At 45.6% G+C, this 12,040-nt stretch carries 13 protein-coding genes; all 13 read left to right on the plus strand.

Annotation, left to right across the window (positions count from 1 at the left end; all coding sequences use genetic code 11):
* The first annotated feature begins 59 nt into the window (after positions 1-59).
* The gene (locus SPSPH_RS06785; RefSeq protein ID WP_075754421.1) at positions 60-1,691 is read left to right on the plus strand and encodes an L-lactate permease; all 1,632 of its coding nucleotides are present in this window, start codon (positions 60-62) and stop codon (positions 1,689-1,691) included.
* A gap of 309 nt (positions 1,692-2,000) precedes the next feature.
* Entirely contained in the window at positions 2,001-3,077 is a 1,077-nt protein-coding gene (locus SPSPH_RS06790) for a ferredoxin oxidoreductase (protein WP_075754423.1), read from the plus strand.
* Positions 3,078-3,097: 20 nt separating this feature from the next.
* Entirely contained in the window at positions 3,098-3,868 is a 771-nt protein-coding gene (locus SPSPH_RS06795) for a thiamine pyrophosphate-dependent enzyme (protein ID WP_075754425.1), read from the plus strand.
* A gap of 4 nt (positions 3,869-3,872) precedes the next feature.
* Positions 3,873-4,589, plus strand: a complete 717-nt coding sequence (locus tag SPSPH_RS06800; protein ID WP_075754427.1) for a 2-oxoacid:acceptor oxidoreductase family protein — start codon at positions 3,873-3,875, stop codon at positions 4,587-4,589.
* A gap of 12 nt (positions 4,590-4,601) precedes the next feature.
* The gene (locus SPSPH_RS06805) at positions 4,602-4,850 is read left to right on the plus strand and encodes a 4Fe-4S binding protein (protein WP_075754429.1); all 249 of its coding nucleotides are present in this window, start codon (positions 4,602-4,604) and stop codon (positions 4,848-4,850) included.
* A 77-nt stretch (positions 4,851-4,927) separates the two neighbouring features.
* Positions 4,928-5,899 carry a polyprenyl synthetase family protein gene (locus tag SPSPH_RS06810; RefSeq protein ID WP_416341314.1) on the plus strand — a complete coding sequence of 324 codons (972 nt, stop codon included), beginning with the start codon at positions 4,928-4,930 and terminating at the stop codon, positions 5,897-5,899.
* A 20-nt stretch (positions 5,900-5,919) separates the two neighbouring features.
* Positions 5,920-6,702, plus strand: a complete 783-nt coding sequence (locus SPSPH_RS06815) for a FadR/GntR family transcriptional regulator (RefSeq protein ID WP_075754431.1) — start codon at positions 5,920-5,922, stop codon at positions 6,700-6,702.
* Between the two features lie 121 nt (positions 6,703-6,823).
* Entirely contained in the window at positions 6,824-7,036 is a 213-nt protein-coding gene (locus tag SPSPH_RS06820; RefSeq protein WP_075754433.1) for a Sec-independent protein translocase subunit TatA/TatB, read from the plus strand.
* Between the two features lie 8 nt (positions 7,037-7,044).
* On the plus strand, positions 7,045-7,875 hold the full coding sequence (gene tatC / locus SPSPH_RS06825) for a twin-arginine translocase subunit TatC (protein WP_083945440.1): 831 nt from the start codon (positions 7,045-7,047) through the stop codon (positions 7,873-7,875).
* Between the two features lie 34 nt (positions 7,876-7,909).
* Positions 7,910-9,370: a menaquinone biosynthesis decarboxylase gene (locus tag SPSPH_RS06830; RefSeq protein ID WP_075754435.1), complete on the plus strand. Its 1,461-nt coding sequence runs from the start codon at positions 7,910-7,912 to the stop codon at positions 9,368-9,370.
* A complete protein-coding gene (locus SPSPH_RS06835; protein WP_075754437.1) occupies positions 9,363-10,217 on the plus strand; it encodes a UbiA-like polyprenyltransferase in 855 nt (284 codons plus the stop codon). The genes SPSPH_RS06830 and SPSPH_RS06835 overlap by 8 nt, the downstream gene beginning before the upstream one ends.
* 301 nt (positions 10,218-10,518) lie before the next feature.
* On the plus strand, positions 10,519-11,151 hold the full coding sequence (locus SPSPH_RS06840) for a cyclodeaminase/cyclohydrolase family protein (protein WP_075754439.1): 633 nt from the start codon (positions 10,519-10,521) through the stop codon (positions 11,149-11,151).
* A 13-nt stretch (positions 11,152-11,164) separates the two neighbouring features.
* Positions 11,165-12,028: a bifunctional 5,10-methylenetetrahydrofolate dehydrogenase/5,10-methenyltetrahydrofolate cyclohydrolase gene (locus tag SPSPH_RS06845; RefSeq protein WP_075754441.1), complete on the plus strand. Its 864-nt coding sequence runs from the start codon at positions 11,165-11,167 to the stop codon at positions 12,026-12,028.
* Positions 12,029-12,040 lie beyond the last annotated feature (12 nt).

The following is a 12,040-nucleotide window of genomic DNA, read 5'->3' on the forward strand; positions in this document are numbered from 1 at the left end:
ACGTGAACTCAGCTATAGAGATAAATAAAAAAACCCAAACTAAAAAAGGGGTGTAAATTATGACGTGGACACAAATCTATGACCCAATGGGCAGTTTAGCTTTATCGGCACTGATGGCAGCAATTCCAATGATTATTATATTTTATTTGCTGGCCATCCGCCGGGCGCCAGGTCAAATTGCCGGAGGTGCCGCTGTTGCCTCCGCAGTACTTGTGGCAGTGCTGGTATACAAGATGCCTGTTGCGACAGCGCTTACTGCCACAGTAATGGGTGCCTTTTATGGTGTGTTTCCCATCTTCTGGATCGTTATAACCGCAATTTTCATTTACAATATGACCGTCGAAACCGGTCAATTCGAAATAATTAAGAACTCAATTGCCTCCATTACCGATGATCGTCGTTTACAAGCATTGCTAATCGCTTTTGCTTTTGGCGCTTTCCTTGAAGGGGCTGCCGGTTTTGGCACACCTGTAGCCATTTCGGCAGGTATGCTGGTAGGTCTTGGTTTTAATCCGCTTTATGCTGCCGGCCTTTGCTTAATTGCCAACACGGCGCCGGTTGCCTTCGGTGGTATCGGTATTCCCATTATTGTTGCCGGCCAGGTTACCGGTATTGAAACCATGAAAATCAGCCAGATGGTTGGCCGTCAATTGCCGTTCCTCTCAGTAATCATTCCCATTTGGCTTGTTGTACTTATGTCCGGCTGGAAATCCACCATGGAAGTATTGCCTGCCTGTTTGGTAGCCGGTATCTCCTTTGCAACACTCCAATGGTTTTCCTCAAACTATATTGGACCAGAGCTTCCCGATATTTTGTCCGCATTGGCGGCCATGATTTCACTGGCTCTTTTCCTCAAAATCTGGAAACCTGCTAAAACCTGGCGGTTTGCAGATGAAAAAGCTGCCGCTACGAGTATGGCGAATGTGCCTAAGTATAGTGCAGGCACTATTTTCAAAGCCTGGTCGCCGTTTATCGTCCTTACCGTTATGGTTATTCTCTGGGGCCTGAAGCCTGTTCAGGCAGTGATTGATGCTGTAAGTATCAAAATCCTTGTTCCAGGTCTTGATAAAGTAGTTATGCAGGTGGCACCAATTGCCAAGCAACCGACTGCCATGGCTGCTCTATATAAAATCAACTGGATGAGCGCAGCCGGTACCGCCCTCTTCATTGCCAGCATAATCTCAGCCATGATTCTGGGTGTTGGCCCTTCCCGCTTCGTCAGCTTGTTTGCTAAAACCTTTAAACAGTTAACCAAACCGCTTATCACTATTCCCTGTGTTCTTGGTCTTGCTTATATCATGAACTATTCGGGTATGAGCTCCACTTTGGGCTTGTTCCTGGCAGGTACCGGCAGCTTCTTCCCCTTCTTCTCGGCTTTCCTTGGCTGGCTGGGTGTTTTCCTGACAGGCTCGGATACTTCGGCTAACGCCCTGTTCGGCAATCTCCAGGCCGTTACTGCCCAACAAGTAGGGATGGAACCTGTTTTGGCTGTTGCCGCTAACTCATCAGGCGGCGTTACCGGTAAGATGATTTCGCCGCAAAGTATTGCTGTGGCAACGGCTGCAACCGGACTTGTCGGTAAAGAAGGCGATTTGTTCAGCTTTACAGTAATGCATTCGCTCGTATTGGCTGTTATCATTGGTTTAATGACTTATGCGCAGGCATATTTCTTAACCTGGATGATTCCTTAGGAGAAATGTCGCTGCAGAAAGAATCAGGATTTTAGTCCGGGATATAGAAATGCTATATTCTGGGTAAGATATGGGGGTGGGAATTTATATTCCCACCCCTAATCTTATTTGGTCAGCTTACATGTTTCTTAGAATATGGACACAAACTTAGAATAACCGTTATGACAGATACATGTTTCCGTAGATTGACTGTTGTCCATAGGTGTTTTATGCGCCGTGGGCGGCAGTCAGGCTACGGCCTGACTATGAAGAGGCTCAGCCGGGATGGCTGACAGCCCGGAAGGTTACATATTTTGAGGAGGTGCTCTTATGGCCGAAGTTTCACTGCAAGGTGAACAAAGAGTATTCATGACAGGCAATGAGGTGTGTGCCTGGGCTGCGGTAGCAGCTAAAGCCGATATTATGTATGGCTACCCGATCACACCACAGAATGAGATTATGCATTATTGGACAAGGCTTGCTCCTAAGTACGGGAAACGCTTCCTGCAAACCGAAGACGAAATTTCCGCCGGCTTCACTACTCTTGGCGGTGTAATGACAGGCAGGAAGGCATTTACCGCAACCGCAGGTCCTGGCAACGTGCTCATGCAAGAGTCTGCCGGTATGGCTGAAATGATGCGTCTGCCGATTGTCTATATAATTCAGCAGCGGGGCGGCCCCTCAACGGCAACCGTTATCTATGCCCAGCAAGAGACCATTCTGACAACTTTCGGCGGTAATGGCGAGGGGCATCGTATTGTCTACTCGACTGCTACCCATCAGGAACTGTTTGATTATACCATTAAGGCTTTTAATTCGGCCTGGAAATATCGTTTTCCGGCATTTGTCCTGGGTGATGGCTATCAGGCTAAAATGCGTGAGCCCCTGACTATCTATGACCCTGCTGAAAAAGGCGTGGCTTTAGTGAAGCCGGAACCCCTCCTTGGCGATACTGAAAACCCGGGACGCACAATCAAGCATCTTCGCAACACGTATAACACGGAAGATGAGTTGTATGAAGTCGTAATGAAGAATCAGCATGATTGGGATAAGATGGCTGAAGAAGTAGTTGAATGGGATGCCAGAGGCTGTGAAGATGCGGAAGTGATTTTTCTCACCCATGGCATTGTATCACGCGCCGCACTGACTGCTTATAACCAACTGCGTGCCAAAGGCGAGAAGGTTGGTTATTTCCGTCCGATTACCGTTCGTCCCTTCCCGGGCAAACAACTGCAAGAGGCAATAAAAGGTGTCAAGAAATTGCTGGTCGCCGAATCGGCGTACGGTCAGTTATTGAAACTTGTTCAACATGAGATATTCGGCAGCACAATTGAAATTGTCCCCATGCTGCGCCCCGGTGTCGGCATCACTACCGAAGAAATGCTTGAAGCGTATAACAAACTGTAGATTTAGGAGGGAGGACTACCATGCAAGAACTTAAAGAAAACAACGTTCTTCAGCCGGCTATGCCTGCCAGTTGGAATGAAGAAACAAAAGCACATAAATTTTGTCCCGGCTGCGGTCATGGAATTATTCTGAAATGCCTTGGCGAGGCCATTGACGAATTAGGTATCAAAGATAAAATGGTTTTTGGCTGTGATATCGGCTGTTCACTCTTGGCCTGGGATTTTTTCAATGTTGACACAGTACAGACCCATCATGGCCGCACTACCCCGGTAATCACCGGTATGAAGCGTGCCAATACCGATATTATCGGTGTTGCTTACATGGGTGATGGCGGCGGGTATGCCATTGGCTCTCAACACCTTTTCAATGCGGCGGTTCGCGGCGAGAAGATTACCATAATCCTGTGCAATAATGGTAACTATGGTATGACAGGCGGCCAAATGGCTCCAACTACCCTGCCTGGCATGAAGACCGAAACTACTCCGTATGGACGTGATATAGAACAAACCGGGCATCCTACCAAAGGGCCTGAAATGGTGGCTGCCGTAGCGCCGGAGGGTGCTTATGTCGCCCGCGGTACAGTGGCCAACCCACGCCAGCTCAAAGGTTTTATTAAAAAAGCTCTCCAAAATCAAATGGATGGCAATGGTCTGTCTTTTGTAGAATGTCTGGCCGGCTGTCCGACTAACTGGCGTACCAATGCCAAACAAACCTGGGAGTTTATCGAGAAAGATATGGCAGCGTATTACAAAGTCGGCGAACTTAAGACGCCGCAAGCAAAGGAGGGCTAAGTTGATGGCAAAGGTTGTTAAGATAGCTATTGCCGGTGAGGGTGGTCAAGGTGTTCAGTCCATTGCCGAAATCCTGGCTGAAGCCGCCAATGAAGAAGGAAAAAATGCGTTATATATTCCCAACTTTGGTGTAGAGCAGCGCGGCGGCGTTTCTATTGCCTTTGTACAGGTAAGTGACGGCGAGATTGGCGCTCCTAAGTTTCAGAAAGCCGATATTCTTATTCCGGTAAGTCCGCGTGCAGTTCAGCGGACAAAAACCTATGCCGGGAAAGATACGGTATATATATATGATAATTCGCTTATTCAGGAAGGCCAAGTGAGCGACAACATTATCGGTATGCAATATTTTGATGTAACGCCGCCATGTCCGACAGCCGAGCACCCTAATGCTGATTTGCCACAGGACTTGATTGCCGGCGAGCCTAAAACCTGTTCGTTTACTAAACCCGGTCCGGGTGTTGATCCGGCTGATATTCCCGAAGTTAAAAAGGTTGTGGCCATCCCTGCCAATGATATTGCCAAAAACGAAATGCATCCGCGTGTTTTCAATATTATTATTCTTGGTGCAGTCATTGCAGCAACCGAACTGCTGCCGATGGACAGCATTAAGAGAGCACTGGAAAGCAAACTTGGTGACAAATTTAAGCAAAATCCCAAACTCCGCGACATGAACTTTGAGGCTCTGGAGCGCGGCTACAAACTCATTAAGAGTGCGATGTAAGGAGGGGAAAAAATGGCTAAAGTTAATTGGGAATCTGCAAAATATGACGGAGAAAAAGGCTTCTGGGCTACTTTCCCTAACCTATGCAAAGGCTGCGGCTTATGTATAGAAAAATGTCCGGTAAAGTGCATTATCTGGTCGGAAGAGCTGGGGGTTTATGGTACACCGCGTGTCGAAGCCGATATGGAAAAGTGCATTCTTTGCGGTATTTGTCAGATGGTATGTCCGGATTGCGCTATTCGGGTGGAAAAAAATAAATAATCCAACTATTATTGTAGACTATTATCGATGAAATGGTGTATTATAGAAACAGATTCTGTCTTGTAGGTGATTATTGAGTGAGCAAATTTCCAGACAATATTTTTGATATAGTTAGTGAAGACCTTGTGGCTGTTGAAGAGGAACTGTACTCTATAATACAATCGCCGGTAGACATGGTTAATGATATTGGTGTGCATCTGGTACAAGCGGGCGGTAAACGCATACGGCCCGCTTTGTATCTATTGTGTGCCCGTGGCGGGGTTCCCAATCAGGCGGAACTGCTGCCTATGGCGGTGGCTATTGAGCTTATCCACATGGCAACTCTGGTGCATGATGATATTATTGACAATGCCGCTACCCGGCGCGGCCGGCCAACCGCTAATGCCCGTTGGGGCAATCACAGTTCGGTATTAACAGGAGACTATTTATTTGCCAAGGCATTTTCAGCCATTATTTTGGCCCGGAAAAATATGCTAAAAATTTTGACAGATGTGATTTGTAATATCTGCGAGGGCGAGATCATACAACTGAAAGAAGCATTTAATGCCAATCAGACTGAGGCCGACTATCGTCTTAGAGTAGCCCAAAAGACGGCTGACTTTATTGCCGCCAGCTGCGAGCTTGGGGCAATTGCCGGCGGTCTTGACGAAAAGAGTGTTATCCGGGTCCGGGAATATGGATATGCGCTGGGCATGGCTTTTCAAATAACCGACGATATCCTGGATATCACAGCTTCTGCCGAACAGTTGGGTAAACCGGTTGGCAATGATTTGCGGCAGGGAATAGTAACACTGCCGGTCATATATGCCTTAAAAAATAGCCCGCGCTCAGATGAACTGCGAAATATTATCATAAACCAGAAAATGTCTGATGATGAAGTTAAGCGAGGCTTAGAAATCATTCACCAAACAGAAGCTGTTGAGTACAGCTATGGGCAGGTGCATACCTATTTGCAACATGCCCGCAATAGTTTGCCGGCAACACTTAATAGCTCTGTGAGAGAATCCTTGTTTGCAGTAGCCGACTTTGTGGGACTGCGTAAATACTAGTGTGATCTCCGGAGGTGCTAATGTTTAAGCCTGTTAAAACCAAAAAAGTATATGAAGAAATCATTGGGCAGATAAAAAAACTGATTATTGACGGTAAATTGCAGCCGGGAGACAAATTGCTTTCCGAAAGAGAGCTTGCAGAAACCTTGGATGTCAGTCGCGCCTCGGTACGCGAAGCTTTCAGTGCTCTGGAAATTATGGGCATTATTACCATTCGTCCCGGTGAAGGCAGCTTTGTCAGGCAGGTTTCCTATGAAGGCATGATGGAACCGTTATCATTCTTTTTACAAGTAGAGATTGATGATCTTTTTCAATTGCTTGAGGTGCGTAAGATTCTCGAAATAGAAACGGCAGCGCTGGCTGCCATGCGGGCAACACCGGAAGATCTTGAAGATATAAAGTGCGCGCTTGCTTCTATGCTTGAAGAAGTTAATACCGGCGGTATCGGGGAACATGGTGATGCAGCTTTTCATTTTTCAATTGCCAAGGCGGCTAATAATCCGGTTTTGATCAAAGTAATGCATACCATCACCGATTTATTGACCAAGACGTTTCGCACCACCCGGCAAAAAATGTTTCTGATTGAAAACATGCCAACACTGTTGCATCAATCTCATTATGAGATATATGAAGCCATCACTGCCCACAATCCACGCTTAGCCAGACGCAAAATGCAAGAACATCTTAGTTTGGTTGAAAGTGTGCTTGCCAAAATTAAAAAGGGTGAACTCGACACTCCCAAAATGCAGGGAGACAGTAAAAAGTTGCAGATTCCTAATGAAGATTACGGCTTTCCTTCGTAATGTGCTTGGCAGGGCATATAAGGGCAGCCGTATTTTTGTTGTTGCTTTGTCGCATTGTTTTTTTTGGAGCGGACAGGTATAATATATTATATGTCCAAGAATGAAAAGGGGGATGGTAGCTATGTTTAGTTTTAGTATGCCGGAATTGGTGTTGATATTAGTCATTGCTTTGATTGTATTTGGTCCGGGAAAACTTCCCGAAGTTGGTAAGGCAATTGGCAAGGGAATTCAGGAATTCCGACGGGCCAGCACGGATATTACCAATCCTAAAGAAGAAACGACTAAAGTTGAGGCCAAAACCATTGATAACAAGCAGACTGACGAGCATAAGTGAGGGGTTTGATGCCTGAGAATACGCGTAATGAGGATAATAACCGGGTAACACCTGAAACTACGGAAAACACCGGAGTAATATACAGTGATAAAGTTATTCGTGAAGACAGCCGACCAGACGCGTCTAGGATTGATGAAGAACCACCGCAAGGCTCAATGTCGCTAATCGGACACCTGGAAGAACTGCGGCGCCGTCTGATCACCATGATTGCAGCTATTGTTATAGGCAGCATTGCCTGCTATTTCTATGCTGCTGAAATTACCGCACTTATCACTGTACCGGCTGGAAAGCTTTATTATATGAATCCGGCAGAAGCATTCTTTACCTATTTGAAGGTTTCCTTCTTTGCCGGATTTTTATTAGCTTTGCCGATAGTTATGTATCAATTGTGGGCCTTTATTGTACCGGCCATGACAAATAATGAGCGTACGGCCGGGATTTTTTTGGTGCCTGCTTCCATTGTTTTATTTTTTGTCGGTCTGCTATTTTCCTATTATCTTGTTCTGCCGGCAGGAATTAGATTTTTTATGGGATTTGCGACAGACAACCTTCAACCGATGTTTTCCATAGGACAATATTTGTCTTTTGTCATTTCCTTTCTTTTGCCTTTTGGCTTTATTTTTGAATTGCCTTTATTTATACTGGTGATGGCCAAGATGGGCATTATCAGTTCCCAATTTCTCCTGGCTAAACGTAAGCTGGTGCTGGTGATGTCTTTTGTGGTCGGGGCTGTAATTTCACCCACCCCTGATGTTTTTTCGCAAACGATGATAGCAGTACCCATGATCCTGTTGTATGAAATAAGCATATTAATTGTAAAACATATATTGCAAAAGTAGATTTTTACCTCGCAAACTCGAAAGGAGTATTGACTTGGCCTACAATGATCTACGGGAATTTATTGCTGCACTGGAGTCGCGGGGATGGCTGAAACGCATCAGTCAGCCAGTCGATTGTGAGCTTGAAATTACCGAAATTACCGACCGGGTCTCTAAAATGCAAGGAGATAAGAATGTCGCCCTGCTGTTTGAGAATGTTACAGGCTATGATGTGCCGGTATTAATGAATGCGTTCGGTAGCATGGAACGTATGGCTTTAGCGCTTGGTGTCGATAAAATTGATGATATTGCCCAGGAAATACGACAAATTTTGAAGCTGCCTTATATTTCATTACAAAATAAACTGGATTTGGTTAAAATTATCCCGACAGCTAAGCGGGCAATCAACTTTCCTAAATATGTGAAAAATGCACCGTGCAAGGAAATTATTATTAAAGATCAGCCTTCACTGGATAAATTTCCGATACTGAAATGCTGGCCGGGAGATGCCGGCCGGTTTATTACATTGCCGTTGGTATTCACCAAGAACCCTGTTAATGGCAAACGTAATGTTGGCATGTACCGGTTACAGGTTTTTGACCAAAAAACAACAGGCATGCATTGGCATATTCACAAAAACGGGGCCGAAAATTACCGTGCCCACAGGGAGTTAGGTAAAGATAAGATTGAAGTTGCGGTTGCCATTGGCGGCGATCCTGTGATTACCTATGCGGCTACAGCACCTTTGCCGCGAGATATTGATGAAATGGTTTTTGCCGGTTTTTTAAGAAAAAAAGCCGTGGAAATGGTTAAATGTGAGACAATTGATGTTGAAGTACCGGCAGGTTCGGAGATTGTGCTTGAGGGCTATGTAAACCTGGACGAATTACGTCTGGAAGGGCCCTTTGGTGACCATACCGGCTACTATTCATTGGCCGATAATTACCCTGTTTTTCATATTACCTGCATAACTCATCGCAAAGATCCAATTTATCCGGCTACCATTGTGGGTAAGCCGCCGATGGAAGACTGCTTTCTGGCTAAAGCGACAGAACGCATTTTCTTGCCGGTGCTGCAAATGCAGCTGCCCGAGATTGTTGATATCAATCTGCCGCTGGAAGGCGTATTCCATAATTGTGCAGTGATATCCATTAAAAAGAGCTACCCGCAGCAGGCTAAAAAGGTAATGCACGCCATCTGGGGTATGGGACAAATGATGTTTACTAAAATGATTATTGTCGTTGATGAGCATGTTAATGTTCAGGTGATGGAGGAAGTTTGGTGGCGGGTATTTAATAATATTGATGCCAGGCGCGACATTGTTATGGTAGACGGACCGCTTGACGTTCTCGACCATTCCTCGCCAATGCCCAATTGGGGAACAAAAGTGGGTATTGACGCTACAAAATCATGGCCGTCAGAAGGACAAACCCGTGAATGGCCTGATGAGATCACCATGTCTGACGACATTAAGAAAATGGTTGACGTTAAATGGAAGGATTTAGGACTTGAGTAAGTTAAAAGCCCACCTTGATAATATTGCTTTGTCCCATTCCGTGTTTGCGCTGCCATTTGCCTATATGGGAGCGTTTTTGGCTGCCGGCGGTTTTCCCAGTGCTCACGACCTTTTGTGGGTTACGCTGGCTATGATCGGTGCCCGCAGTGCGGCACTGGCTCTTAATAATTATATTGATTTAAAATATGACAGGCAGCATCCCCGGTTTACCAAACGGCCAATGGTTACCGGCGCGGTGAAAACCTGGGAGGCCGCTCTTCTCATTATTGTTTGTCTCCTGGTGTTCCTTCTGGCTGCATCCCAATTGCAACCGCTTTGCTTAAAACTCTGGCCGTTAGCACTAATACCTTTAGTCGTCTATCCGTATATGAAGCGATTTTCCTGGACCTGTCATCTGGTTCTAGGGGTGGCCTTGGCGGCAGCCCCTGTTGGTGCGTGGATTGCCGTTGCCGGTGAAGTTTCTTATGCTGTACTTTTTCTCGGATTATCGGTGGGGGTATGGATTGCTGCCTTTGACGTGATCTATGGCTGTCAGGATGTGGCGTTTGATAAAACCCATGGCCTCCACTCAATGGCGGTACGTTTCGGTGTTGACGGCGCTTTGAAGCTGTCGAAATACATGCATGGCATAAGTATTTTTGGTTTTATGATTGTCGGAGTATTGTTGAATTTGCATTTTATCTATTATATTGGCGTGGCATTAGCTGCCATTGTTTTAATCTATCAGCATTCTATTGTCAGTCCGGATGATTTGCGCCAGGTTACTCAGCGCTATTTCATGCGCAACGGCTTGGTGAGCACTTTGCTGTTTATCTTTACCGTTATTTCATTATATATGGTGCGGTAAACAATAGTGCTTGGATTAGCAATGGTGCGAAATTTAGCTATATTTGTAAATATGCCAAAGACATTACACGACAAAACCTCCATGTTTTTCGACAGGGAGGTTTTGTCGTGTAATAAAATGAAAATTCGCCAAAATGCGACAATAATATTTTTTTTAAGCAGTTAAAAACTAGCAGGAATTTCAGAATATAAAGCGAATTTTTTCAAATGAAATGTATGTGAAATAACAAACAAATAATGTTGTCGGGAAAACATGCTGTTGTTATTTCAAATTAACGGAAGAATTGGGAGGATTAAGAACCATGAGTATGCTAGACAAGTCCTGCTCTGATTTTCTGGAAGTGCTGGCCTCCAAAGCTCCGGTACCGGGCGGTGGCGGTGCAGCAGCCCTTGGCGGTGCCATCGGGATGGCTCTTTCCAACATGGTCGGCAACTTGACTGTAGGCAAAAAGAAATATGCCGAAGTGGAAGAGGAAGTTAAAGACCTAATTGTTAAAGGCAACAAGGTAATTGATGATTTAAAAAAATTGGTGGATGAGGATGCGGCGGTATTTGAGCCACTTTCCAAAGCCTATGGCTTGCCCAAAGACACACCAGAGCAGATAGCTTATAAAGAACAAGTTATGGAAAAATGCTCGAAAGATGCCTGTGAAGGCCCGATGGAAATTATGCGTAAATGCTACGAAGGAATTAAATTGCACGAGCGCATGGGTCAAATTGGCACCAATTTGGCAATTTCCGATGTCGGCTGCGGCGTAGTATTTTTAAAATCCGCCCTGATCAGCGGGATGCTCAATGTTGTGATAAACCTGAATACAATTAAGGATCAGGAATATGTTAACAAAAACAAAGCGGAAATGGAACAATTGCTGGCCGATGGCTCCAGAATCGCTGATGCTACGCTTGAACTGGTTCTTAATAAGATAAAGAAATAGGAGGAATCTGACGATGGCCGAAAGATTAGCCGGTAAAGCGGTGGCCGATGCCATGAAGGAGGAACTCTCCCAAAAGGTGGCAGCCATTAAAGCTAAAGGTATTACTCCCAAGTTGGGGATTATCCGGGTCGGTGCCCGTCCTGACGATCTCTTCTATGAGGGCGGCGCCAAGAAAACCTGTGAGTCCATTGGCATGGAATACCAAGTTTTCGAATATCCTGCCGATATTGATCAGGCTGCTTTTGAAAAAGCCGTGATCGAGGTTGGCGCTAATAAAGAAGTCAATGGTATTCTCATGTTTGCGCCACTGCCCAAGCAATTGGATGAGAAAAAAATTCGCAGTCTTATTCCTGTAGAAAAAGATGTCGACTGCATGACCATTGGCAGTGCCGCTAAAGTTTACACGGACGATCCTACCGGCTTCCCGCCCTGTACTCCTACGGCCTGTATGGATATTCTCAAATTCTATGATATCCCGTTAAAAGGTAAGAAAGCCGTTGTCCTGGGTCGTTCCCAAGTAGTTGGCAAGCCTGTTGCCATGCTGCTCTTAAGAGAGAATGCAACAGTAACCATTTGCCATTCACGGACAGATAATCTGCCGGCAGTCTGTGCCGACGCCGATGTTCTCATTGCCGCAGTGGGCCGGGCCAAAATGGTTAAGGCTAATTTTGTAAAACCAGGTCAAGTAGTAATTGACGTTGGGATTAATGAAGATCCGGACAATCCTGGAAAATATTGCGGTGATGTTGACTACGCCGAAGTAGAGCCGATTGTTGCCAAAATCACTCCGGTTCCCGGCGGTGTTGGCTCAGTTACAACCGTCGTGCTCTGCAAGCAAACCATTCAGGCTTGCGAAATGCAAAACGGATTGGCTTAACAATATTTGTAA

Origin of the sequence: Sporomusa sphaeroides DSM 2875 (genome assembly GCF_001941975.2) — a bacterium.
Taxonomy (GTDB): domain Bacteria; phylum Bacillota; class Negativicutes; order Sporomusales; family Sporomusaceae; genus Sporomusa; species Sporomusa sphaeroides.

Coding starts and splice junctions, on each gene's coding strand:
- SPSPH_RS06805 (WP_075754429.1), top strand. CDS start 4,602: ATGGCTAAAGTTAATTGGGAATCTGCAAAATATGACGGAGAAAAAGGC.
- SPSPH_RS06845 (WP_075754441.1), top strand. CDS start 11,165: ATGGCCGAAAGATTAGCCGGTAAAGCGGTGGCCGATGCCATGAAGGAG.
- SPSPH_RS06795 (WP_075754425.1), top strand. CDS start 3,098: ATGCAAGAACTTAAAGAAAACAACGTTCTTCAGCCGGCTATGCCTGCC.
- SPSPH_RS06785 (WP_075754421.1), top strand. CDS start 60: ATGACGTGGACACAAATCTATGACCCAATGGGCAGTTTAGCTTTATCG.
- tatC (WP_083945440.1), top strand. CDS start 7,045: ATGCCTGAGAATACGCGTAATGAGGATAATAACCGGGTAACACCTGAA.
- SPSPH_RS06840 (WP_075754439.1), top strand. CDS start 10,519: ATGAGTATGCTAGACAAGTCCTGCTCTGATTTTCTGGAAGTGCTGGCC.
- SPSPH_RS06815 (WP_075754431.1), top strand. CDS start 5,920: ATGTTTAAGCCTGTTAAAACCAAAAAAGTATATGAAGAAATCATTGGG.
- SPSPH_RS06820 (WP_075754433.1), top strand. CDS start 6,824: ATGTTTAGTTTTAGTATGCCGGAATTGGTGTTGATATTAGTCATTGCT.
- SPSPH_RS06790 (WP_075754423.1), top strand. CDS start 2,001: ATGGCCGAAGTTTCACTGCAAGGTGAACAAAGAGTATTCATGACAGGC.
- SPSPH_RS06800 (WP_075754427.1), top strand. CDS start 3,873: ATGGCAAAGGTTGTTAAGATAGCTATTGCCGGTGAGGGTGGTCAAGGT.